The following is a 23,835-nucleotide window of genomic DNA, read 5'->3' as shown; positions in this document are numbered from 1 at the left end:
TCCACTGCATGACAATCTGAAACAGACTATCAGGCTTTTCCTTTCTCAACGATATCCCGCACGGCTTCCCCCGCAATCAGCAGGCCCGCAACAGGGGGCACAAAAGAGATACTGCCGGGTATGCTGCGGCGCTGCCCTTTATCCTCCCCGGTATCCCTTTCGGATGTATCAATTGGTTTCTCTTTGGAATACAGTACTTTCAGATGATAGATGCCCCGGGCTTTGAGCTCTTTTCTCATCACCTTGCACAGCGGACACACGCTTGTTTTGGACAAATCTGTGATCTCAAACATCTCGGGGTGCAGTTTATTTCCTGTCCCCATGCTGCTAATGACCGGGATATCCAGTTTCAGCGCCAGTTCCACCAGCGCCAGCTTGGCAGTGACCGTATCTATGGCGTCGATTATATAATCCGGTCTCTCCTCAAACAATGCTTCCAGATTATCCGGAAGCACAAACATCTCATATGTTTTTACACAAATCTCCGGGTTAATGTCCCTGATCCGTTCCTTCATAACCTCTGTCTTATATCTTCCGATGGTACTGTGATAGGCAATGGACTGCCGGTTGATATTGGTCAGGGAGACGGTGTCATTGTCGATCAGCGTCAGGCGGCCGACACCGCTGCGCGCAAGCGCTTCAATGCAGTGTGAGCCCACGCCCCCCACGCCGAATACCATCACAGACGCCGCTTTCAACCGCTCTATCCCAGCTTTTCCAATCAGTAATTCCGTCCTGGAATATTCATTTAACATCTTTTCCTCCATAAGCTGCAGCTCTGCTGCGGCTACCTCTATAGGGCATGTATCCTGCCCCTGGGGTTACGTTTATTCTGCATGTCAGTCCAGCATCAGCTCATCTACGGTCACAAACTCGTATCCCTCTGCCTGAAGCAGATCGATGATGCGCAGCGCCGCTTTTATGGAGCTGTCGTAACAGTCATGCAACAGAATAATATCATTTTCCTGCGCTTCCGTCACTACTTTATTGACAATTTCATCTACATTTTCCGTAGCCCAGTCCAGAGGGTCGATGCTCCACATCACCGGCAGCACATGGATCTTCTTTTCCAGCTCCTTCTGCCACAGGCCGAACGGAGGGCGCATAAACTGCACTTCCTCTCCCGTAATGTTTTTGATTGCCTCATTGGTGAGCATTAGCTCCTGATAGGCTTCATCGTTGCTTACTTTCGTAATTTCCACATGGTGATATGTATGGTTACCGATCAGGTGCCCTTCCTCATACATACGCTTCACGATCTCACTGCCGCCTTCCTTTTCTATGTTCTGCCCGATCAGAAAGAACGTTGCCTTCACTCCTCTTTCCTTCAGCCCATCCAGAAGCCGGGGCGTGTAGACGGTGCTTGGCCCGTCATCAAATGTAATGGCAATTTTGGGCTTTTCTGTTATAGAGTCCGCCACATAGGCGGATGCATTGGCATATGCGGTTCCCGGCTCCTCCCCTTCCGCCTGGTTTCCAATTGTAAATAGGGACGGGCAGACCGCTCCCAGCAGCAGAAGCACGTAAACAAAACCGGCTCCCTGCATCATTCTTTTTAAACGCAAACAGCACACAACCCTTTTTTAACGATTCTTTTATATATATGCATTGTACTTAAATTTTATTGATGTTATAATGAACACGTTCTACATATGAGGAGGTTGTATTTAAGATGGAAAAAACACCACAAGCGGAAAATAAAATGGGCGTCATGCCCGTTCCAAAATTATTAATTACCATGTCCCTGCCAATGATTATTTCTATGTTGGTACAGGCGCTCTACAATGTCGTTGACAGCGTGTTTGTAGCGCAGATCAATGAGGAGGCCCTGACGGCGGTCTCCCTTGCGTTTCCTGTGCAGAATCTGATGATAGCAATATCCGCGGGCACCGGAGTCGGGATCAACGCCCTTCTGTCCAGAAATCTGGGGGAGAAAAATCTTGAAGGGGCAAACGCTGCCGCTAAAAACGGAATCTTTCTCGGCATGATCAGCTATATTGTCATGGCGGTTATCGGCCTGGCCGGCTCCCATTTCTTCTTTACCGTCCAGACAAAAGATCCGCTCATTGTGCGCTACGGCACCCAGTATATGCTGATTATAACCGTTGTCTCTGTGGGGATATTCATGCAGATCACTTTTGAACGCCTGCTCCAGTCCACCGGCAAGACGATTTACAATATGATTACCCAGGGAACCGGTGCGATTATCAACATTGTCCTGGATCCGATCCTGATCTTCGGAATGTTCGGCCTGCCGCGCATGGAGGTCGCAGGCGCAGCTCTGGCTACAGTGATCGGACAGCTGGTGGCAGTCTGCATGTCCCTTTATTTTAACTGTAAAAAGAATACGGAGCTGGATCTGAATATGAGGACTTTCCGGCCCAATAAGACAATCATTGCCACTATATATAAGGTTGGCGTTCCCTCGATTATCATGCAGTCCATCGGTTCCGTCATGGTATTTGGGATGAATAAGATCCTTTTGATCTTCTCGTCCACTGCCGCAGCCGTATTCGGCGTATATTTCAAGCTGCAGAGCTTCATCTTCATGCCGATATTCGGTCTGAATAACGGCATGATCCCTATCATAGCATACAACTACGGGGCGAAGAATAGGGAACGGATTATGGCGACCATCAAAATGAGCGTTCTGATTGCCGTGGGGATCATGCTTGTGGGGCTGGTCGTGTTCCAGATTTTCCCTGTACAGCTTCTGGAAATTTTCGATGCTTCCGAAAACATGCTTGGAATCGGTGTGCCTGCACTGCGCATCATCAGTCTGAGTTTTATCTTTGCAGGTTACATCATCATCATCATCTCCGTTTTCCAGGCGCTCGGGAACGGGGTTTACAGTCTGGTGGTCTCCGTGATCAGGCAGCTTTTTGTAATTCTGCCTGTGGCTTATCTGTTTGCAAGGGTGTTTGGTCTATCCAGAGTCTGGTGGGCAATTCCGATTGCAGAGATTGTAGCCGTTACGGTCACCACACTGCTGTTTCGGCGCATTATACGGCTGAAAATCAAGCCGCTCGAGGCACCGGAACCACAGCTGAACCAGGAACTGACAGCAGGATAGGGCTAGCCTCGTCTGTACTCTGTGGGGCTGACCTGCATCTGTTTCTTAAATGCTTTTGAAAAATAGAGATTATTCTCAAATCCAACAGAATACGCGATTGCAGCAATGGACAGGCTTGTCTCCTTCAAGAGGAGACAGGCCTGTTTTACGCGGAAACTGCTCAGATACTCCTTGGGAGACTGCTGTTGGCAGGCCTGAAATGAGCGGTACAGATGGCTTCTGCTGATCCCCACATAGGCCGCCACATCTTCCACCGTGATGGGATAGGAATAACTGGTTGATATATAAGCCTTTGCCTTTTCCACATAGGAGAGCTGAATATCTCTGGCTGGTTCCCTGTTGCCCGAATAATGCATAAATGTGGAGAGCAGCGTATACAGGGCGCCTGTCATGGCTACAGCCGCTTCATGGCTGTTCCCCTTTACCTCATAGATTCTGCTCAGCTGGCTCTGCAGAATCTTTCTGGGGGGACCTCCGTTCTCTATGAAAGGTTTTTCTTTCGTGAAATCAGTTGCACGGATAATCGGCGCAGCATCGGTCCCCATAAATCCTACCCAGGCATATTCCCACGGATCTTCACGGTCCGCATAGTATCTGACCTCCGTATCCGGATACAGGATAAAGGTATCGCCCTCCGCCAGCCTGCTGGTGCTGCCATTCACGCTGTAGAACCCGCTTCCCGAGATAATATGGTGGATACAATAGTGGTTCCGCACTCCAGGCCCCCACTGGTAACCCGGCCCGCACTTCTGATGGCCCACATTATAGACCGATAAGGAGGTCAGCAGGTTTTCATCTGCTTTATAAGAATACTTATAGGTTCCTTCCAACATCAATCTCCCCTTTCGTCTAAGATTTTTTTCTTTTTCTGATACTGTTTTTCCCTTCTTTCATTATATCCACCTCTCGATTTTCATGCAACATTATTACATATATCTGCACGGATTTTTTATATACATCCCCGCCCTTTTTCGCTATAATAGGGGCAGGATAAAGAAGGAAGCAGATGTTACTATTCACAGGCTGTGCACCCTGCTGCACGGCACATAGGCCGTGAATAGTAACAACCAGAGAAGTGTATAACATAGACGAAAGTGAGGCAGATATCATGAAAGACAAATTATTCGCAAAATTCAAAGAACTCTTCGGAAGCACTGAGGGTGCAGGATTTTACTTTTCGCCCGGACGTGTGAACCTGATCGGAGAACACACCGACTATAATGGAGGCCATGTTTTTCCCTGTGCGCTAACCCTCGGCACCTATGGCATTGCCAAAAGACGCACAGACAGATCCATGCACTTTTATTCCATGAACCTGGATAGCTTCGGTGTGGTGGAAGCATCTCTGGACGACCTGACAAACAAAGCTGCCTATGGCTGGGCTAACTATCCCCTCGGCGTTGTATGGGCCTTCGCCCAAAAGGGTATCACGCTGGACGCTGGTTTTGACATGGTGATCTGGGGCAATATCCCCAACGGTTCCGGTCTCTCCTCCTCCGCTTCCCTGGAAGTGCTCACAGGCGTCATTCTGACCGATCTCTTTTGTATTGACCGCTTCAGCATGACCGATCTTGCACTCATCGGGCAGTATTCCGAGAATAACTTCAATGGGTGCAACTGCGGTATCATGGACCAGTTTGCCGTAGCCATGGGCAAAAAAGATCATGCCATTTTCCTGGATACCGCGACCCTGAATTATGAATACGCTCCGGTTGAACTGGAAGATGCCAAAATCATTATCACCAACAGTAAGGTAAAACACAGCCTGGTGGATTCCAAATACAATGAGAGGCGCCAGGAATGTGCCGATGCGCTCGCAGCGCTCCAGACGGAGCTGGATATCAATACGCTCGGTGACCTGGATATGGATACCTTTGAAAAATTCAAGGAGGTCATCCCTGACCCGGTCAAAGTAAGGCGTGCCAAACATGCCGTTGCTGAAAACCAGCGCACCATCGAGGCTGTCAAGGCGCTGAAAGAAGGAAATATCACCCGTTTCGGGGAGCTGATGAACCAGTCCCACATATCTCTGCGGGATGATTATGAAGTGTCCTGCGAGGAAATCGATATTCTGGTTGACCTGGCATGGAAAGTTCCCGGCGTGACCGGTTCCCGTATCACGGGCGGCGGCTTCGGCGGATGTACGGTCAGCATCGTAGAAAACAGCGCAGTAGATGAATTTATCAAGGCTGTGGGGAAGGGCTATCAGGAAAAGACCGGCGGCGAGGCGGAATTCTATACTGTAGAAATCGGCGGAGGGGCCCGCAGGATTCCGTCATAGGTAACCTGGAAACAAGAACAGAAAGGTGGAAATAAAATGTCTGTATTAGTATTAGGAGGAGCCGGATATATCGGATCCCACACAGTGTATGAACTTATTGACAGGGGAGAGGATGTCGTCATTGCGGATAATCTGGAAACAGGCCATATCGAAGCGGTGCATCCCAAAGCGCGTTTCTATCAGGGAGACATCCGGAACCGTGCTTTTATCGATTCCGTTTTTGAAAAGGAAACCATCGACGCGGTCATCCATTTTGCAGCGAATTCCCTGGTAGGTGAAAGCATGGTTGATCCGCTGAAATATTATGATAACAATGTCTGCGGCACTAAAGTGCTGTTGGAGTCCATGATTGCCCACGATGTCAAGAAAATCGTCTTCTCTTCCACTGCAGCTACCTACGGAGAGCCGGAAAACATTCCGATCCTGGAAGATGATAAGACCTGTCCCACCAATACATATGGTGAAACCAAGCTGGCTATGGAAAAAATGATGATGTGGACAGACAAGGCCCACGGCCTCAAATTTGTTGCGCTGCGCTATTTCAATGCCTGCGGCGCTCATAAAAGCGGCTGTATCGGCGAAGCACACAGCCCGGAGACCCACCTGATCCCGCTGATTCTCCAGGTTCCGCTGGGACAGCGCGATTATATCAGCATTTTCGGAGATGATTATGACACAAAGGATGGCACCTGTATCCGGGATTATATTCACGTAACCGATCTGGCACAGGCCCATATCCTGGCGGTAGAGTATCTGATGAACGGCGGGGAGAGCAATACTTTTAATCTCGGCAACGGCGTTGGCTTTACCGTAAAGGAAGTCATCGAAACCGCGCGCAAAGCCACAGGCCTGGAGATCAAGGCACAGACTGCACCGAGACGCGCCGGAGATCCGGCAAGGCTGATTGCCTCCAGTGAAAAGGCACAAAAAGTACTCGGCTGGAAACCAGAGCATGCAGATCTTGAAGAGATCATCTCTTCTGCCTGGAAATGGCACAGTACCCACCCCGCAGGATTTGACGATGGCAGGAGGGACGCTTCATGTTAAGTAATTCTATCAAAAAGCTGGTGCAGTACGGTATTCAGACCGGCCTGACTCCGGAGTGCGAACGCGTTTACACAACGAATCTGCTGCTGGAGCTGTATCATGAAGACGAATATGAAGATACTGACTGCGATCTTTCCGGCATTGTCCTGGAAGATGTGCTCAGAGACCTTCTGGACGAAGCATGCAGCCGCGGCATCATAGAAGACAGCATCGTATACCGTGATTTATTTGATACAAAACTGATGAACTGTCTGCTGCCCCGCCCCGCCCAGATCCAGAAAGAGTTCTGGGAACTCTACAAAACATCGCCTGTAGCTGCCACCGATTATTATTATAAGTTCAGCCAGGACAGCGATTATATCCGCCGCTACCGCGTGGCAAAGGACATGAAATGGACGGTTGATACCCAATACGGCACACTGGATATCACCATCAACCTGTCCAAACCGGAAAAAGACCCCAAGGCCATCGCTGCGGCAAGGAACGCCAAGGCTTCCTCCTATCCAAAGTGCCTGCTCTGCATGGAAAATGAGGGATATGCGGGACGTACCAACCATCCTGCCCGCGAAAATCACCGGATTATTCCGGTCACTATCAACGACAGCGGCTGGGGCTTTCAGTACTCCCCCTATGTTTATTACAACGAGCACTGCATCGTATTGAACGGCGAACATGTACCCATGAAGATAGAAAAAAACACCTTCCGGAAGTTGTTTGATTTTGTCAAATTATTTCCACACTATTTTCTTGGTTCCAACGCCGACCTGCCGATTGTAGGCGGCTCCATTCTGAGCCATGACCACTTCCAGGGCGGAAATTACACCTTTGCAATGGCAAAAGCGCCTGTAATCAGCACATTCGAGGTGAAAGGCTTTGAGGACGTCAAAGCCGGCATCGTTAAGTGGCCGCTTTCCGTCATCCGTCTGCAGGGAAAAGATGAAAACCGGATCATCGATCTGGCGGACCATATCCTTAAGGCCTGGAGAGGCTACACCGATGAGGAAGCCTTTATCTACGCAGAAACAGAAGGCCAGCCTCACAACACGATCACCCCGATTGCCAGAATGCATGACGGCCTGTACGAGCTTGACCTGACACTGCGCAACAACATCACCACAGAAGAGCACCCGCTGGGTGTATACCACCCGCACGCAAACCTGCATCACATCAAAAAAGAAAATATCGGTCTGATAGAGGTCATGGGCCTCGCCGTACTCCCCGCCCGCTTAAAGGATGAGATGGAACGGCTAAAGACCTGTATACTGGAGAAAAAAGATCTCCGCAGCGATGAGATCCTGACGAAACACGCCGACTGGGCGGAAGGCTTCCTGCCCGGGTATCCGGAGATCACCCCGGAAAATATCGACCATATCCTCCGGCAGGAAATCGGTAAAGTCTTCTGCCAGGTACTCGAAGATGCCGGGGTGTATAAATGCAGTGAAAGCGGACTCAAAGCTTTTCATAAATTCATAGGGATTCTTTAGGGGCTGGGTAGTTGGAAACGGGGAAGGGTCCGCCTGTGGAAGGAGGGAGGTCCGGGGCGGGGAAGAAAATGCAGGGGAACCTTTGCTAAAGCAACCCATTTGCGGAGAATGGCTAAATGGAAAACCTGCTGGATTTTGAGGCATCAGAGACATTCACTGCACAATCTTGATGATTGTGCAGCTCAGGTCTCTTTAAAATCGGCTTTGTGAGCCGATTTTAGCCTCAAAATCCAGCAGGTTTTCCATTAAGCCATTCTAAACCGCGCATTCTATGCTTTTGCAAAGGCTCCCCTGCATTTTCTTCCCCGCCCCGGACCTCCCTCCTTCCACAGGCTGCGTGCATCCGGTATGCAGAGAACCAGCCTGTACGGGGGAATCTGCGGGAGAGGCGGATGGGAGCGGCGATACGGAGGGCCGTTTTTAAGGGGGCGTAACGGGAAAATCGGGAGGAATATCACGAAATTCCTTGGAGGAATTGGAAATATAAAAAGCACTTCTTGGGTTGCTCTTCCTCTCCCATCTTTTCCCGCACATCCAACCAAGATCCGCTGCCCTCGTGAAACGCCACCCAAAGTAAGTTTTTATTTCCGGCTGGATGCGCCCAGCCTGCCTGAGATGGGGAGAGGGATGCCGCCGGGACTTAGAGGAGGCTTTTTGTTCGTATAGAGCGCACGGTCTAGAAGTCCTTACGTAAAAGGAACTGTCCATGAGGGATGAAAAGTGATTTTCCAAAATCACTTTTCAGTACTACCTAATGCGAGAAAGCATCAAGCTTTCTCGCTGCATGTAGTACGTGCCCTCATGGACAGTTCCTTTTGCGTTAGGACTTCTCCGTAAGCGGGTTACAAACAAAAAGCCTCCTCTAAGTCCCGGCGGCATCCCTCTCCCCATCTCAGGCAGGCGCCCCCCACACGCAAACCTACTTCCCCCGTTTCCTCTTCTTGCGAATACTATATCCGAAGGTTCCGATTTTTTTTCCCAGCCCCAGGTATTCTCCGTGGGAATAGGCGAGGAGTCCTGTTTTATTGAGTTCGAATTTGTTTTTTTCGTTTAGATACGATTCGTCAACCTGTACTGTTTTTACCTCAGCCAGGAACATGTGATGGCTGCCGAGTTCTTTGATCTCGGTTACCCGGCACTCGATGCTGACGGGACATTCTTTTATGACCGGTGCATACAGCAGGGACTCGGCGGGCCCCGGGGTGAGACCGGTTTCTTTCCATTTGTCTGTGTCACGGCCGGATCTGACACCGCAGTAGTCCGTGGCTTTTGCCAGTTTTTCTGTTGTCAGGTTTATTACGAATTCACCGGTGTCTTTTATCATCTGATAGGAATACCGCTCCGGCCGCACGGATATATAGACCATGGGCGGGTTGGTACAGATGGTTCCCGTCCATGCAATGGTCAGGATATTTTGGTTGCCTTCCTTGTCCCCCGCGCTTACCATGACTGCAGGGAGTGGGTACAGCATATTGCCTGGTTTCCATATTTGTCTGCTCATGAATGTATGTGCCTCTTTTCTTTCTCTTACAAATGATGGGTACTTTTGTCCGTTTCAATCACCATATGATCCTATTGCTGCAGTGCGCCTACCAGTGTTGGCACGAGCTGCTTCTTTCTAGATACAACTCCCTTCAGAAGGAGGTCTTCCGTATCCTCACGCAGATCGTAGGCTGACATCACTTTTTCCCTTGCATCCGGCCCGCAGCAGAGCAGTTCGGAGGATTCGGTCACGATATTGGTCAGCATGAAAAATACCATATCCAGGCCGTGTGATTTTCTTGCACTATCCAGATGCGGAAGCACTGTGGTCTTGATTTCCTTCAGTTCATCCGCACTCATAGAGTTCACCTGGCCTACGCCTATCACGATCTCATTGACTGTAAACTGCTTGAAGTCCAGGAAAATAATCTCTTCTGCACTCTTACCTTTCAGATTGCTGCCCGCATTAAACATTTCCAAAGCCAGTTCTTCTATATTAATGTTTGCAACCCTGGCCAGACTCCTTGCGGATGCCTCATCCAGAGATGTACACGTGGGTGAGCGGAACATCAGTGTATCGGAAATGATTGCGGAACAGAGGAGGGCCGCTATCGTCGGCTCCACTACCACACCCTCTTCCTGATACATCTGGTAAATAATCGTAGCTGTACAGCCCACCGGTTGATTTCTGAAAAATACCGGGCCCATCGTTTCAATGCTGCTCAGTCTGTGGTGGTCTATGATTTCCAGTACATCGGCCTCTTCAATCCCGTCCACAGCCTGATTCTTTTCATTATGATCCACGAGGATCACCTGTTTCTTCCTGCAGTTAAGAAGTCTCCTTCTGGAAATAAACCCAAGGAAATTCCCTCTGTTGTCCAGAATCGGAAAATCACGGAACCGCTTATGTGCCATGACCTCCTTCACATCATCCACATAATCACGCATCTTAAATGATATCAGCCCCTCTTTGGTCATAAAATGCCTGACCGGAATACTCTGGTTAATCTGTCTGGCTACGGTAAACGTATCATGAGGCGTACTAATGATCACAATCTCCTTCTCCCTTGCCTGATCAATAATATCATCCGGAACTTCTGCCCCCTGGCATACAACCATGCATCCCACATTCAGGTCAATCGCACACTGCTGGGCCTCTCTTCGGTTTCCCAGTATCACCAGGTCATCCTGCTCTATAAAATCCGACATGAGATCCCGGCTGGAAGCTGCAATGCCTACTTTTCCTTTCAGCAGATAGCTGTGATCATTACCGATCACGACCCGCCCGCCAATCGTTGTCGCTATATTGCGGTACTGCGTCCTGGCTCTCGACAGAATCGTACTATCATAAACATCCATGTAGGATGTGGCGATATCGCCGATCGTAATCAGCCCTTCCAGCTTCCCATCCCTCGTAACCGGAAGCGTCTTAATATTCAGTTCCTTCATCCGTGCCCAGGCCGTCTTAATCGATACACTGCCGCTCAGCCCTTCAATTTTCCTCAGCTCCACGTCCTTAACCTGAACACGCAGATCCGACAAAAGTGCAGGTACCTTCACCTTAAAACGCTCCAGCACATATTGTGTCTCCTCGTTCAGCTGCCCCGCCCTGCGAGGGGTATGGTCCTCCCCTGTCACGATCGTCTTAAGCCTTGCATAAGCAATCGCAGAACAAATAGAATCCGTATCAGGATTCTTATGGCCGACTACATATACTTTTCGTTTATTAACTCCATTATCCATTTTATATCCCCTTTAACCATAAATTCACATAATAGTAGATTGCCACCTTTTTAAGTTTTCGTCAACCAGATTTTCAACATTCTCATCATTTTTTACAACAGAAGCTACCCAAACCCCAGCCAGCGCCTCACTTCGCTCTCCTAATCCCCCTTTCTCCTGACTGGTCTATTTGTCCCCAAAAACTACCAATCTTCCCCCAATCTCATCCCCTGCCCTCGTTTCCCCTCCAGTCACCCGCAAGGCGTCCCCCTTCCCCCAAAAAACTCGCACTCTAAATTCAGTAATGTTACAAGACCTGTTGTTTTTTTGGTCACAAATATGCTATACTTATACCATATGGACTACATGAATTATAAAAGATAAGTTGAGGTGCGACGATGAGTGAAGAATTGAGAACAGAAGAGTTACAGACAAACGATGAACCGGTTGAGACAATGGCAGATTACGAGGAACATTTTGATGATGCCAACCCATGGAACAGAGTGATGGATTATATGGAAAAGAAAACGGTTCTGCCAGTTAAGGTAGAAGGCATTGTCAATGGCGGTGCTATAGCCATGGTAGAAGGGCTGCGAGGATTTATCCCTGCATCCAAGCTTTCTCTTTCATATATTGAAGATCTTGAAACATATTTACTGAAAGACATTGAAGTCCGCGTGATTGATGTGGATCAGGCGAATAACCGCCTTGTATTGTCCGCACGTGAGATCCTGAGGGAAAAAGAACAGCAGGCACGTGCAGAACAGATTGCCAGCATTAAGACCGGCACTGTTATGGAAGGAACCGTAGAGACGCTGCAGAACTATGGGGCATTCATTAAGCTTGACAACGGGCTGTCCGGTCTTGTCCACATTTCCCAGATTTCCCAGAAGCGTATTAAAACCCCTGGCGAAGTGCTGAAAGTGGGCGACACTGTGAAAGTGAAAGTAATCGGCATCAAAGAAGGAAAGATCAGCCTGAGCATGAAAGCTCTGGAAGAACATCAGGAAGAAGTGGAAGAAAGAGTCGAGATTCCGAAGAGTGAGAACATTGGAACCAGTCTCGGAGACCTCTTCAAGAATATCAAACTTTAATAACCGCTTTTTAAAAGGCATCATCCGTATGAAGTATTCACAGCGGATGATGCCTTTTCTTTTCCGACACGCTCTAAAGTTCGATATCTTTGAGATACGGATTCTCCGTCTCGTAGAATTTTTCCTGTTCTACTGCTTCTGCGATCTTTGTATCGACTGGCATCTTGCCAAGGACAGGCAGTCCCAGGTCTGCCGCGATCTCATCGATGTGGCTCTCGCCGAAGATACTGATCTCCTTGCCGCAGTCCGGACATTTTAAATAACTGTAGTTCTCTACGATTCCCAGTACCGGAATATTCATTTGTTTCGCCATGTTGTAGGCTTTTTTCACGATCATCTGTACCAGATCCTGGGGAGAGGTCACGATTACTACGCCGTCTACCGGCAGGGACTGGAATACGGTAAGAGGAACATCACCGGTTCCCGGCGGCATATCTACAAACAGATAATCCAAATCTCCCCACATAACATCGGTCCAGAACTGTGTGACAACGCCTGCTATGACCGGCCCTCTCCAGATCACTGGCGTGTCTTCTTCCTCCAGAAGCAGATTCACGGACATAATCCTCGTCTCATCCTTTGCAATGCAGGGGAACATTCCGTCTTCACTGCCCTTTGCCATCTCGTGCACGCCATACATTTTGGGTATGGACGGCCCTGTAATGTCGGCGTCCAGAATACCTACCGTATATCCTTTTTCACGCATCATTCTGGCAAGTGAAGCGGTCACAAGAGACTTGCCCACGCCGCCCTTTCCGCTGATAACGCCGATTACTTTTTTTACCTGTGAATATGCATTTGCAGGGACCCTAAAATCTTCTTTTTTACTTTCGCATGTCCCGGCATGTGAACATCCGGAGCAGGATTGTTCACTGCAGCCATTGCTGTACTCTTCTGCCATAATACTCTACCTTCTCTTTCTTTCATGATACCAAATCCGGGCCTTTGTCCTGAACGCCGGCCCACTGTTCCTATTATACCACACTCTAAAAAAAAGTACACCCATGGGGGAAAACTAATCCAACTCCCGGGTTACGTCCTTCAGCCATTTATAGCTGCGGTACCTGATCCATGTAATGGGTACTTTAATCAGTTCATCGCTCATCAGTATGATATAGACAACGGGCACGCCACAGTGGAACACAAAGGCCGCCAGGAAACCAAAGAGTATGGAGCATCCCCACATTGTAGCGACATCCATGATCAGTCCGAACCTCGTGTCTCCGCCGGAGCGGAACGTCCCGACCACCATCGTCGTATTGAACGACTGGGCAATCACGAAATAAGACATAACAAAGAACATAAACTTCAGATAGCTCTTTGCCGCCGGTGTCAGTGAAAGAAGAGCCGCTGTTACCGGCGCTGCCACAAGAATAATCACGCCGCCGATCGCCCCCATCACCACGCTTAGAAGAAGGAAGCGGTGTGCATAGGCTTTTGCATGCTCAAACTTCTTCTCTCCTATCGTCTTGCCCAGATAGATCGCTGTCGCGCTGGACAGTCCGAATGCGACTACCGTAGCCAGCTGCCTGGCCACCTGCGCCACGGAATTGGCCGCCACCGCCGCACTGCCCATATGTCCAAGAATCGCGGTGTTCGCCGCCGTTCCAAGCCCCCACATCACCTCATTCATCACCACCGGCAGGGCATACCGGAGAAAATCCCTCACCAGCAGTCTGTCTGTCCGCATAAGATAGCGGAAACGGAACTTAATGTCCTTATTAAAGAGCCTGGCATAACCGAACACAAGTATCAGTTCCACAAACCGTGCTGCCAGCGTACCCAGCGCAGCTCCCTGGATTCCCATTGCAGGACAGCCGAGAAGTCCGAAGATAAAGATGGCATTCAGTATGACATTGCAGATCAGAGAGACCAGGTATACAACCGTTGCGACTACCACCCGTTCCACGCTGCGCATGATGAAAAGATAAACCTGGGTAATTCCCATCAAAACATAGGAAAAGGCAACAATTCTCAGATACTTTATCCCCTCGGAAATGACCGCAGGATCATTTGTAAATATCCGCATCAGAAGATCCGGGATCATCAGGGCCGCCACCGTAAATATGGCAGTGACAATAATGGCCGCTTTCATCCCCAGCCCCAGAATCTTTTCTATCGTTTTCTTGTCGCCCTTCCCCCAGTACTGTGCCGTCAGCACTGTGGCGCCGGAGGTCAGCCCAAACAGAAAAAGTACCATGATATACTGCACCTGTCCCGCCAGGGACGCTCCTGAAAGCGCCTTTTCTCCCACTCTCCCCAGCATAATTACATCGGCGGCGGTTACCCCCACATTAATCAGGTTCTGCAGGGCCATAGGAATTACAAGAGCAAAAACACTCCGATAAAACTTTCCCCAGTCAATTCCCAATCCGTCATCTCCAAATAATATTCGTTTCATGAATGTCATATAGTCCCGTACCTCTCCTCAGTCAGTAAAATTTATCGTTACCGTCTACAGGTTTGCCCGTGGGCAGTAACGCTTTTTCTTTCAATCCCAGAAAAGATGTTCTCCGCACTGCGCGGAGAACATCTTTTTTAGATTCTAACATATATTCCCAGAAAGGTACAGCCCTGTTTTTACAGTTTATGCCCCCATCTTCTTCTTTTTGGACACTGCCATAGCAATACACAGGATAGCCGCTGCAAAAACCAGCTGGATACCAACCGCCTGCAGCACTTCTGTACGCACGCCGCCTGTAATATTTCCAAATTCCGCCAGCGTATCATTGGCTTTTTCGTACCAGTAAACCGGCAGGAACTGTGCAACTGTTATTACCCCTTTATTCAGGACATCCAGCGGTACAAAGACCCCGCACAGGAAGCACATGCCAAGCGACACCGTATTGACAATGCCGTTGAGTGCATTTGTATTATTGGTCAGCATTCCCACCAGATATGCCAGCGCCAGAACCACGAGCAGAACCGCCAGCGAGTTGAGCAGATAGTAGGGAATGGAACTGCTCTTGAGGAACGCTTTGCCATAGAGCACCAGGTTGCCCAGCATGCATACCGCCCACAACGCTCCCCCCAGCAGCCCGGCAGCCAGAAGCGCTTCCAGGTTCTGCCTCCGGTTTGACACTGCGCATGCCTGCATTCTTTTGGGGATATCTCCTTTATGGAAGGCGGATAAGATATTACCCAGCACATAGCAGAGGACACTCATCATCAAATATGGAATGTATCTGAAATAATAAGTATAACCTGGTAATTCTCCGGCGTTGCCGTTGATATCCAGCATGGTGATCTCTGCCTCCTGCCTATCCAGAGCCGCATCAACTGCATCCGATGCAGAATATCCGGCAGCATAGTAGGTCTTCACACTGTTCAGAAAACTGGTAATCTGCTGGTCTACATAGAAACTGGTGTACGAGCCGGGCACCTTCGTCACCTCCAGCTTCTCCCCGTCTTCCAGACACTCTTTTTCAAAGCCGTCGGGAATCTTTACTATATACTCTAACTCTCTGTAGAACAGGCTTTCCTGCAGCTTTTCTTTGTTATTATCTATCATGGTCAGGTTATGGAACTGTCCGAGATACTCCTTCAGCCCTTTCGCCAGAGCGCCCCCGTCCTCATCCACGATGCCTACACGTACACTTTCCGCACTGTAGCTGCCGCTCCCTGTATCTTTTGTAACAGCCTGGATCATCATCGTGATACCGAAAAAGATAGCCAGATACATCAGGATCAGCCCCACATTTGCTTTTACAATTTTCATATAACCTTTAAATACTGTCATAACGTTCCCTCCTGACTGCTAAGAATGATCCCAGGATCAGCACCACTGACATGAACGTTAAGATAAGAAGGCTGCGCCTGAATCTCACCGGATCATCATAGACATTGATACAATAGAATGCATCTGATATCAGAGCCGCCGGGTTAATGCGGTTTATAATCGGGCAGTATCTTTCTACCGTATATTTCATTTCCGAGTTCATCAGCCCTGCCAGAAAACTGCACACCATGGAGATTCCAAGAAGTATCCCTATCTTGATGCCTTCGCCAAACTTGCTGATACTGCTGATAAAGATCCCCATGGAAACACCAATCAGACAGCCTATGAATGATACGAGCAGCATCTGCGGCATTTCCCCTCTGAATTCCAACTGAAGCCCATACCTCAGATATAAAAGCAGGATGATGATATTCATAAAATGCATACCAAATGAGGTCAGCATCTCTGACAGGATCAGTTTCAGTTTATGGGTTGGCGTAACGCATCTTCTGGACGCCAGAGCGGTCAGGTTGGCCTGCAGGGTGAGTGCGGAACCAAATCCGATAAAGCAGCCGTACAGGCAGCCCATTGCGATGAGCGCATAAAAGAATTGTGAGTTTCCGTCTGTTGTCTTGCCGCCCAAAGAAACCTGTTTTACCATCTCCTGATAATCGGACATCTGGGCGGCTGCATTACGGATTCCCTCCGGGTGTTCTGCTGCGATCGTCATCATCGTCTGCTTCCCGTCCAAATAGCTTTCCAGCAGGGACTGCAGGATACTTTCCCCCATTCCCACACCCCCAACGGTAAGGGCAGGGGTCTCCCCTACATAGAATATCCCGGATATTTCCTTCCCTTTCAGAGCATGGAGTGCCTTTTTTTCATCCATAGTTTCTATATGGATCAGTTTGGAATCATCCTGCTCCATCATATCCAGAAATCCCAAAAATTCCTGATCCGCAGCCTGCCCCTTCTCCTCTACAACCGCAGCCGGCACTGTCTCAAAATCAGCCTCGTCTATTTTGCCGAACGCAAAGTAAAAGAAGGTAGCCAGCAAAAGCGGAAAAAAGAAGGGCCAAAACAGCATATTAAAATTATGCAGCTTTACTTTGACATCATATTTCATTAAATGCAGCATGTGATCCCCTCCTAGTCTCTCAGCTCTTTTCCCGTGATTTCGAGGAAAACGTCATTCAGTGTCGGAAGCTCCGAGAATACCCTGCCGAATGGTATTTCATTTTCCTGTAAATAGTTCAATATACGTATCAGATTGTGTTTTGCCCCTGTGCAGCGCACTGTTAGGATCTGTTCTTCATATTTCACATCGAAAACATGGGGCAGAAGGCGGATATCCTTGATCTGATCCGAATCCAGGGCAGCTGCCTCTATGGTAACCGTTTCCCCGGTCTTAATCATGCCCTTTAGTTCTTCTTTTGTTCCAACCGCAATGCTTCTGCCATGATCCATGATAGCGATTTTGGTGCAGATCTGTTCTACCTCCTCCATGTAATGGGATGTATAGATGATGGTAGATCCCTGTCTGTTTAATTCCTGTATCCCCTCCAGAATCCGGTTTCTGCTCTGCGGGTCTACCGCTACGGTCGGCTCATCCATGATAATAAGGCGGGGTTTATGTGCAATGCCGCATGCAATATTCAGACGTCTGAGCAGGCCTCCCGAAAGCTTCTTTGGCCGCATTTTTATATAGTCCTCCAGCCCCACAAAGTGGATGGCTTCCACAACCAGCTTTTTTCTTTTCTCTCTGTCTTTCACATACAGTCCGCAGAAATAGTCGATATTTTCATAAACGGTCAGCTCATCAAAGACTGCCACATTCTGAAGGACGATTCCAATCTGCTGTTTAATACCATAATTATCCGGACTCATCTCTTCGCCGAAAATACTTACCGTGCCTTTGTCGTATTTTAAAAGTGCCAGCATACAGCTGATCGCCGTTGTTTTTCCGGATCCGTTTGGACCGAGCAGTCCGTATATCTCCCCTTCCTCTATCTCCAGATTTAAATGATCCAGTGCCACAAGTTTTCCATAACGCTTTACCAGGTTTTCTATTTTTATCATTCCAAAGCCTCCTCTGACTTTATTTTCCTTAGCCGCGCGGCGGCCTTGTTCTTTATAGTCTCAGTATACTTTCTTTTCTTTCCTTCCGGTAGTGTCATACGTCATGATCTTCATGTGACAAATGTCACCTTGTTAATATGTGCGCCCTCAGGGTGTGCACATTAACGGTACATTACTATGCGCGGCCTATGTCCGTGAATAGTAACCACAGCATAACAGTTCAGGCCTGCCAGAACTGTTCCATATTAGTTACGTATCCAGCCATTTTATGATATAATGATCGTTAGTTTGGAAAGTGTGTCTGTACATTTTCCGAACGGCGTTTGGCGGTCATGAATCTTAGATTCATGATATAATAGAAAATATAACAGACTGTGATGATTCTTCCGCACAGAAAGAGGTTCCCATGAATTTTTTCAGAGACACTGGATTATTGATTGTATTTTGCTTTTTCACTTTATTTCATGATTCACCGGATATTGTTTACGTATTTGGTTTTTTAACGGCGCTGATTTTCTGCTGCGCCGATTATTTTCTGGAGCTGAATAAGCTGCTCCTGCCCATCTTCCTCCTGTATCTGCTCGTATCCATACTGCTTCCTGAGCTGCTTTATTTTTATCCGGCATGTGCTTATGTGCTTCTGCACCATAAGCGCTATATTCCGGCCGCCGCAGGCCTCTGCCTTTATATCTGGGCATATGGCATCCGGGAAGCAGACCTGTTCCTTCTATGTCTTGGAATCTTCGGGGTGATGCTTGCCTTTCTGCTCCAAAGAAGCGCAGGAACCTATGAGCAGCTGGACAGCCTGTATAAGCGGACGAGAGATGACAGTACGGAGCTGAATCTTCTTCTCACGGAAAAGAACCATGCACTGCTGGAAAAACAGGATTACGAGATCTACGCCGCCACTCTGAGGGAACGCAACCGGATTGCCCGTGAGATTCACGATAATGTCGGACATCTTCTTTCCCGCTCCATTCTCATGGTGGGGGCCCTGCGTGCCGTTCATAAGGAGCCTGCACTGTCGGAGCCGCTGGAGATCCTGGATTCTACTCTGAATTCTGCCATGAACACCATTCGCAACAGCGTGCATGACCTCCATGATGATGCCATAGACTTAGAAGAGGCGGTGAACAGCCTGCTCAAAGATTTTACAGCCTGCATGGTGTCATTTGAATATGACATGGGGCGTGACTTATCTCGGGAAATCAAGTACTCCTTTATCAGTATTACAAAAGAGGCGCTCTCCAATGTAATAAAACACAGCAATGCTACACATGTAACGATTATTATGCGTGAGCATCCGGCACTTTACCAGCTCTTAATTGAGGACAACGGAACAGCCCTTTCCCCCTCCGGTTCCGGGATCGGGCTTGTCAACATGAAAGACAGGATACAGTCCCTGAAAGGCAATATACAGATTCAGACGGACAAAGGTTTCAAAATATTTATTACCATACCAAAGGAGATTTAAAGTATGAACATTTTGATCGTAGACGATGATTTTCTCGTGGCAGGAGCCCTGAAAACGATACTTGAGACGCAGGAAGACTTTCATGTACCGGCCTGCGGAAGTGACGGAAGTGAGGCAGCTGCGCTGTTTAGGCAGCACCGGCCTGATGTTCTTCTCATGGATATCCGTATGAAAGATATGAACGGACTGGATGCTTCAGCGGAAATACTCAGAGAATTTCCGGAAGCAAGAATCTTGCTTCTTACCACATTTTCTGACGATGAATATATTATCAAAGCGCTGAAGCTGGGTGCAAAGGGGTACCTCCTGAAACAGGACTACCAAAATATCGTGCCTGCCATCCGGGCCGTGTATTCGGGCCAGACCGTGTTCGGAGATGCCATAGTATCGAAGATTCCTTCACTTCTCCAGAGGCCCCCGGCCTTTGACTACGCTTCCTGTGATATCAATGACAGAGAGCTGGAAATCATCCGGCTCATAGCCGACGGGCTGAGCAATAAGGAGATTGCCTCTGCTCTGTATCTGAGCGAAGGAACTGTACGGAATTACCTGAGTTCTATTCTCGATAAACTGGAGCTGAGGGACCGGACCCAGGTTGCCGTCTTTTATTATCAGCACAAATAATGCCGGCACACAAAATAACAGCCAAAATATTATCAGCACTAAAAAGAAAGGATCTGATATTTATGCCATTACAGACTACCGATATGTCTCTTGTCCCCAACGGTCAGCTGGAACCGCTCGACATGATCAGCGGTTTTCTCGTCCGCCCTGGATTTTTTAATACTTTCGGGGCAACCATCATCCCCGGAGGGGTCAATTTTACAATTCAGTCCCATAAGGCTTATTCCTGCGAACTGCTTCTCTTCCATAGGAAAGCGGAAGAACCTTTCGCAGTGATTCCTTTTCCTGAACATTATAAGATCGGGTTTGTCTATTCTATGATTGTATTCGGGCTGGACATCGAAGATTTCGAATATGCATACAGCCTGGACGGGCCTTATGACGAGAAGAAAGGCCTCCGTTTTGATAAAACAAAGATCCTGCTGGATCCTTATGCCAGGGCCGTCACCGGCCAGAGCAAATGGGGCTGCATGAACTGCGTACAGCACGGCTACCGGGCTCGCGTTGTGCGCAACAATTTCGACTGGGGACGGGAACGCCAGCCTCAGATCCCCATGGAAGATATGATCATCTATGAGACCCACGTCAGAGGCTTTACAAAAGATGATTCCTCCCGGGTAAAACATCCCGGCACTTTCCGGGGGCTGGAAGAAAAAATTCCATACCTGAAGCAGCTCGGCATCAATACCGTGGAGCTGATGCCTATCTTTGAGTTCGATGAGATGCGCGATGCCCGGCTGCTGGACAATAATCAGCTGCTGGACTACTGGGGCTACAATCCGGTCAGCTTCTTCGCCCCAAACACCAGTTACGCCTCTTCCGTGGAATATAACCAGGAGGGCAGGGAACTCAAGGAACTGATCAAAGCCCTACACGATAACGGCATTGATGTGATTCTGGATGTTGTATTCAATCACACGGCCGAGGGTAATGAATACGGCCCCTGCTTTTGTTTCAAAGGGTTTGATAATCATATCTACTACATGCTGACCCCCGATGGTTATTACTATAACTTCAGCGGCTGCGGTAATACACTGAACTGCAACCACCCGGTCGTCCAGCAGCTGATCCTGGACTGCCTGCGCTACTGGGTGACGGATTACCGGGTTGACGGATTCCGCTTCGACCTGGCGTCCATCCTCGGCCGCAGCGACGACGGCTCCCCCATGAGCCAGCCTCCGCTGCTGCGCAGCCTTGCCTTCGACCCCATTCTTGGCAATGTAAAGCTGATCGCAGAGGCCTGGGATGCGGGCGGGTTATACCAGGTAGGCTCCTTCCCATCCTGGAAGCGCTGGGCGGAATGGAACGGCAAATACCGGGATGACCTCCGCAGATTCTTAAAAGGAGATGCCGGCATGGCCAGAGCCGCCGCCATGAGAATCCTGGGTTCGCCTGATCTATATGATCCGGATTCCAGAGGCCTGAATGCCTCTGTCAACTTCCTGACCTGCCATGACGGCTTCACCCTCTACGACCTGTACTCCTACAATCAGAAGCACAACGAAGCCAACGGCTGGGACAATACCGACGGAACGGATGACAACAACAGCTGGAACTGCGGTGTAGAAGGCGATACCGGCAATCCTGAAGTCAATACACTCCGCTTCCGCATGATCTGCAACGCCTGTGCGGTCTTAATGTGCAGCAGAGGAACCCCCATGTTCCTCGCCGGAGACGAGTTCGGGGATACCCGTTTTGGCAACAACAACCCCTACTGCCAGGACAATCTCATCTCCTGGCTGGACTGGCGTCTCTTAGAAAAAAACAAAGATCTCTTCCAGTTTTTCCGCTACATGACCGCCTTTCGGAGAAGCCATCCCGCAATCCGAAAAAACCTGGCTCCCAGCCATACAGGTTTCCCCTGCACCAGTGAACACGGCCTGACCCCCTGGGCACCAGACTACACTCCCGAATCCAGGACCATAGGAATCATGTTCGCCGGATACGACGAAGAAACCAAAAAAGATGATATCGTATACCTGGCAGTGAACCCCTACTGGCGAACACTAGAGCTAACCCTCCCCGAACTCCCGCCGGATTACAGCTGGCACATAGCAGTAAACACCGGCGATTCGTCACAAATGCTTTACGACGAAAACACTGCCCCCAAGGCAACTGGAGCCATACTCCTGGGAGGCCGCTCAATCATCTGCCTGACAGCCGTTTCCCCATCCCGCAGCGTACCTCCCGCCTTGGACGCCCCAGCTTAGTGAAGCCTCGGAACGGCCGTCCTCCCGGGAATCGGATATAGGGGCAGTCGGAAGCGTCTTTTGGCTGTTAGTTGGAGTTAAGAAAAAGAGAAGAAAAACCAGGGTGATTCTTGTGATCACAAATCACAAGAATCCCTGGCCCCAGCGCGAGAAGTCATCAAGGCTTCTCGTGATGTGGCCAGGTTGCCCTGGTTTTTCTTCTCTTTTGCTTTACTCCAGCTTACAGTCAAAACCCGTCTCTCCGACTGCGCCTATATCCGATTCCCGGGGGGACGGCCGTTCCGAGGTTTCACTAAGCGTCCCTTCGCTAAGCGCCCTCTCCTTCACTCATCCACCGCATCCTTCACTTTCCCTCTGAACCCTTTTTTCTTCCCCTTTTGAGGTTTGCTTTCCTCTTCCGGTTCCACATTCTGGTTCAGTGAATTCCCCGATAATTTATCAAACTGCTTCAATGCTTCCTTTGCCTCCGGGCTAAGTTTTTCCGGAGTCTGGATGACCAATGTTACATAATGGTCTCCCCGCACCTGAGAATTACGAAGGGACGGAACACCTTTTCCTTTTAAGCGCACTTTTGTATCTGTCTTGGTGCCTGCTTTTACGGTATATAAAACGTCTCCGTCCACGGTAGGAACTCTGATATCCCCACCCAGCGCTGCCTGTGCAAATGTAATCGGTACGGTTGAAAAGATATGCATATCCTGCCTCTGGAAGATCGGATGTCTGCTTACATTTACTTCTACCAGCAAATCGCCTCTCGGTCCGCCGTTAACCCCCGGCTCGCCCTTTTCCCGTAAACGTACGCTCTGCCCGCTGTCTATGCCGGCAGGCACAATGACTGAAATATGCTTTTTACTGGATGTGTATCCTGTTCCGGAACAAGACGGACACTTTTCCTTAATGACTTTTCCGGAACCGCCGCAGTTCGGACAGGTCTGGACATTCTGTACTGTGCCGAAGAAGGACTGGGATGTGTAGACCACCTGGCCTTTTCCTCCGCACTTCGGGCAAGTCTCAGGAGATGTGCCCGGTTTTGCCCCTGTTCCGTTGCATGCTGTACATGGATCTTTTAATGCAACGTCCAATTCCTTTTCACATCCAAAGACTGCTTCCTCGAATGTGATTCTAATACTCTTGCGGATATTTGCCCCCTTCATCGGACCGTTGCTGGCCCTGCCGCCTCTGCGTCCGCCTCCGCCAAACAAATCTCCGAAAATATCGCCAAATATATCACTGAAATCAGCACCGTTAAAATCAAATCCGCCGAAGCCGCCTGCTCCGCCGGCCCCACCTTCAAATGCTGCGTGTCCAAACTGGTCATACTGGCGGCGTTTATCAGGGTCGCTAAGTACTGCATACGCTTCCGATGCCTCTTTGAACCTTTTTTCGGCCTCGGCATCTCCGGGATTCATATCCGGATGGTACTTTTTGGCCAGAACTCGGTATGCCTTTTTAATTGCCGCGTCATCTGCATCCCTGCCTACGCCAAGCACCTCGTAATAATCTCTTTTTGACTCTGCCATAACACTCTACCCTTTCATCTGTCTGCT

19 protein-coding genes are annotated in these 23,835 nt (G+C 49.1%); 8 read left to right on the top strand and 11 right to left on the bottom strand.

What is annotated here, in order from left to right:
- Positions 1-29: 29 nt before the first annotated feature.
- Positions 30-755 (bottom strand): tRNA threonylcarbamoyladenosine dehydratase, encoded by a 726-nt coding sequence (locus tag BN1938_RS07335; protein WP_050640034.1) that lies wholly within the window; start codon positions 753-755, stop codon positions 30-32.
- An 84-nt stretch (positions 756-839) separates the two neighbouring features.
- Positions 840-1,574 carry a polysaccharide deacetylase family protein gene (locus BN1938_RS07330; protein WP_082202866.1) on the bottom strand — a complete coding sequence of 245 codons (735 nt, stop codon included), beginning with the start codon at positions 1,572-1,574 and terminating at the stop codon, positions 840-842.
- Positions 1,575-1,672: 98 nt separating this feature from the next.
- On the opposite strand from BN1938_RS07330, the gene BN1938_RS07325 reads away from it, so the two are divergent.
- A complete protein-coding gene (locus tag BN1938_RS07325; protein WP_050639964.1) occupies positions 1,673-3,073 on the top strand; it encodes an MATE family efflux transporter in 1,401 nt (466 codons plus the stop codon).
- A 2-nt stretch (positions 3,074-3,075) separates the two neighbouring features.
- Here BN1938_RS07325 and BN1938_RS07320 read toward each other — a convergent pair whose 3' ends face one another.
- The gene (locus BN1938_RS07320) at positions 3,076-3,906 is read right to left on the bottom strand and encodes an AraC family transcriptional regulator (protein ID WP_050639963.1); all 831 of its coding nucleotides are present in this window, start codon (positions 3,904-3,906) and stop codon (positions 3,076-3,078) included.
- A 275-nt stretch (positions 3,907-4,181) separates the two neighbouring features.
- Here BN1938_RS07320 and BN1938_RS07315 point away from each other — a divergent pair, with 275 nt between their 5' ends.
- From BN1938_RS07315 to galT, 3 genes are read left to right on the top strand one after another with little or no spacing between them, the layout of a single operon-like run.
- Positions 4,182-5,354 (top strand): galactokinase, encoded by a 1,173-nt coding sequence (locus BN1938_RS07315; protein ID WP_050639962.1) that lies wholly within the window; start codon positions 4,182-4,184, stop codon positions 5,352-5,354.
- A 36-nt stretch (positions 5,355-5,390) separates the two neighbouring features.
- Positions 5,391-6,401 (top strand): UDP-glucose 4-epimerase GalE, encoded by a 1,011-nt coding sequence (gene galE, locus BN1938_RS07310; protein WP_050639961.1) that lies wholly within the window; start codon positions 5,391-5,393, stop codon positions 6,399-6,401.
- A complete protein-coding gene (gene galT, locus BN1938_RS07305) occupies positions 6,395-7,885 on the top strand; it encodes a UDP-glucose--hexose-1-phosphate uridylyltransferase (RefSeq protein ID WP_050639960.1) in 1,491 nt (496 codons plus the stop codon). Before galE ends, galT begins: the two co-directional genes overlap by 7 nt.
- Before the next feature lie 919 nt (positions 7,886-8,804).
- On the opposite strand, the gene BN1938_RS07295 is transcribed toward galT, so the two are convergent.
- A complete protein-coding gene (locus tag BN1938_RS07295) occupies positions 8,805-9,386 on the bottom strand; it encodes a flavin reductase family protein (protein ID WP_050639958.1) in 582 nt (193 codons plus the stop codon).
- A 71-nt stretch (positions 9,387-9,457) separates the two neighbouring features.
- Positions 9,458-11,110 carry a putative manganese-dependent inorganic diphosphatase gene (locus tag BN1938_RS07290; protein ID WP_050639957.1) on the bottom strand — a complete coding sequence of 551 codons (1,653 nt, stop codon included), beginning with the start codon at positions 11,108-11,110 and terminating at the stop codon, positions 9,458-9,460.
- A gap of 377 nt (positions 11,111-11,487) precedes the next feature.
- Between BN1938_RS07290 and BN1938_RS07285 the strand changes: the two genes are divergently transcribed.
- Positions 11,488-12,183, top strand: coding sequence for a S1 RNA-binding domain-containing protein (locus tag BN1938_RS07285; protein WP_050639956.1), 696 nt, complete (start codon positions 11,488-11,490; stop codon positions 12,181-12,183).
- A 73-nt stretch (positions 12,184-12,256) separates the two neighbouring features.
- Here BN1938_RS07285 and BN1938_RS07280 read toward each other — a convergent pair whose 3' ends face one another.
- The 5 genes from BN1938_RS07280 to BN1938_RS07260 all read right to left on the bottom strand — a co-directional run bounded on the left by BN1938_RS07280 (position 12,257) and on the right by BN1938_RS07260 (position 17,980).
- Complete coding sequence (locus BN1938_RS07280; RefSeq protein WP_050639955.1) at positions 12,257-13,084, bottom strand: Mrp/NBP35 family ATP-binding protein; 828 nt, start codon at positions 13,082-13,084, stop codon at positions 12,257-12,259.
- 114 nt (positions 13,085-13,198) lie between these two features.
- A complete protein-coding gene (locus BN1938_RS07275; RefSeq protein WP_050639954.1) occupies positions 13,199-14,593 on the bottom strand; it encodes an MATE family efflux transporter in 1,395 nt (464 codons plus the stop codon).
- A gap of 177 nt (positions 14,594-14,770) precedes the next feature.
- Complete coding sequence (locus tag BN1938_RS07270) at positions 14,771-15,922, bottom strand: ABC transporter permease (RefSeq protein WP_050639953.1); 1,152 nt, start codon at positions 15,920-15,922, stop codon at positions 14,771-14,773.
- Positions 15,909-17,039 (bottom strand): ABC transporter permease, encoded by a 1,131-nt coding sequence (locus BN1938_RS07265; RefSeq protein WP_050639952.1) that lies wholly within the window; start codon positions 17,037-17,039, stop codon positions 15,909-15,911. The genes BN1938_RS07270 and BN1938_RS07265 overlap by 14 nt, the downstream gene beginning before the upstream one ends.
- A gap of 11 nt (positions 17,040-17,050) precedes the next feature.
- Positions 17,051-17,980, bottom strand: a complete 930-nt coding sequence (locus BN1938_RS07260) for an ABC transporter ATP-binding protein (RefSeq protein ID WP_050639951.1) — start codon at positions 17,978-17,980, stop codon at positions 17,051-17,053.
- A gap of 406 nt (positions 17,981-18,386) precedes the next feature.
- Between BN1938_RS07260 and BN1938_RS07255 the strand changes: the two genes are divergently transcribed.
- From BN1938_RS07255 to glgX, 3 genes are all read left to right on the top strand, one after another.
- Positions 18,387-19,454: a sensor histidine kinase gene (locus BN1938_RS07255; RefSeq protein WP_050639950.1), complete on the top strand. Its 1,068-nt coding sequence runs from the start codon at positions 18,387-18,389 to the stop codon at positions 19,452-19,454.
- A 3-nt stretch (positions 19,455-19,457) separates the two neighbouring features.
- A complete protein-coding gene (locus tag BN1938_RS07250) occupies positions 19,458-20,078 on the top strand; it encodes a response regulator (RefSeq protein WP_050639949.1) in 621 nt (206 codons plus the stop codon).
- Positions 20,079-20,140: 62 nt separating this feature from the next.
- A complete protein-coding gene (gene glgX, locus BN1938_RS07245; RefSeq protein WP_050640033.1) occupies positions 20,141-22,288 on the top strand; it encodes a glycogen debranching protein GlgX in 2,148 nt (715 codons plus the stop codon).
- A gap of 323 nt (positions 22,289-22,611) precedes the next feature.
- Here the strand turns inward: glgX and dnaJ are convergent, their stop codons facing one another.
- Complete coding sequence (gene dnaJ, locus BN1938_RS07240) at positions 22,612-23,808, bottom strand: molecular chaperone DnaJ (protein WP_050639948.1); 1,197 nt, start codon at positions 23,806-23,808, stop codon at positions 22,612-22,614.
- Positions 23,809-23,835: the final 27 nt, after the last annotated feature.

This window comes from Eubacterium sp. SB2, from assembly GCF_001244405.1.
Classification (GTDB): Bacteria; Bacillota; Clostridia; order Lachnospirales; family Lachnospiraceae; genus Faecalicatena; species Faecalicatena contortus_B.
This window is presented reverse-complemented; position numbering and strand designations above follow the sequence as displayed.

Bases quoted from the DNA above. Each gene is read 5' to 3' on its own strand.
- BN1938_RS07335 (WP_050640034.1), bottom strand. From the start codon at position 755: ATGTTAAATGAATATTCCAGGACGGAATTACTGATTGGAAAAGCTGGG.
- BN1938_RS07325 (WP_050639964.1), top strand. From the start codon at position 1,673: ATGGAAAAAACACCACAAGCGGAAAATAAAATGGGCGTCATGCCCGTT.
- BN1938_RS07320 (WP_050639963.1), bottom strand. From the start codon at position 3,906: ATGTTGGAAGGAACCTATAAGTATTCTTATAAAGCAGATGAAAACCTG.
- BN1938_RS07315 (WP_050639962.1), top strand. From the start codon at position 4,182: ATGAAAGACAAATTATTCGCAAAATTCAAAGAACTCTTCGGAAGCACT.
- galE (WP_050639961.1), top strand. From the start codon at position 5,391: ATGTCTGTATTAGTATTAGGAGGAGCCGGATATATCGGATCCCACACA.
- galT (WP_050639960.1), top strand. From the start codon at position 6,395: ATGTTAAGTAATTCTATCAAAAAGCTGGTGCAGTACGGTATTCAGACC.
- BN1938_RS07295 (WP_050639958.1), bottom strand. From the start codon at position 9,386: ATGAGCAGACAAATATGGAAACCAGGCAATATGCTGTACCCACTCCCT.
- BN1938_RS07290 (WP_050639957.1), bottom strand. From the start codon at position 11,110: ATGGATAATGGAGTTAATAAACGAAAAGTATATGTAGTCGGCCATAAG.
- BN1938_RS07285 (WP_050639956.1), top strand. From the start codon at position 11,488: ATGAGTGAAGAATTGAGAACAGAAGAGTTACAGACAAACGATGAACCG.
- BN1938_RS07280 (WP_050639955.1), bottom strand. From the start codon at position 13,084: ATGGCAGAAGAGTACAGCAATGGCTGCAGTGAACAATCCTGCTCCGGA.
- BN1938_RS07275 (WP_050639954.1), bottom strand. From the start codon at position 14,593: ATGACATTCATGAAACGAATATTATTTGGAGATGACGGATTGGGAATT.
- BN1938_RS07270 (WP_050639953.1), bottom strand. From the start codon at position 15,922: ATGACAGTATTTAAAGGTTATATGAAAATTGTAAAAGCAAATGTGGGG.
- BN1938_RS07265 (WP_050639952.1), bottom strand. From the start codon at position 17,039: ATGCTGCATTTAATGAAATATGATGTCAAAGTAAAGCTGCATAATTTT.
- BN1938_RS07260 (WP_050639951.1), bottom strand. From the start codon at position 17,980: ATGATAAAAATAGAAAACCTGGTAAAGCGTTATGGAAAACTTGTGGCA.
- BN1938_RS07255 (WP_050639950.1), top strand. From the start codon at position 18,387: ATGAATTTTTTCAGAGACACTGGATTATTGATTGTATTTTGCTTTTTC.
- BN1938_RS07250 (WP_050639949.1), top strand. From the start codon at position 19,458: ATGAACATTTTGATCGTAGACGATGATTTTCTCGTGGCAGGAGCCCTG.
- glgX (WP_050640033.1), top strand. From the start codon at position 20,141: ATGCCATTACAGACTACCGATATGTCTCTTGTCCCCAACGGTCAGCTG.
- dnaJ (WP_050639948.1), bottom strand. From the start codon at position 23,808: ATGGCAGAGTCAAAAAGAGATTATTACGAGGTGCTTGGCGTAGGCAGG.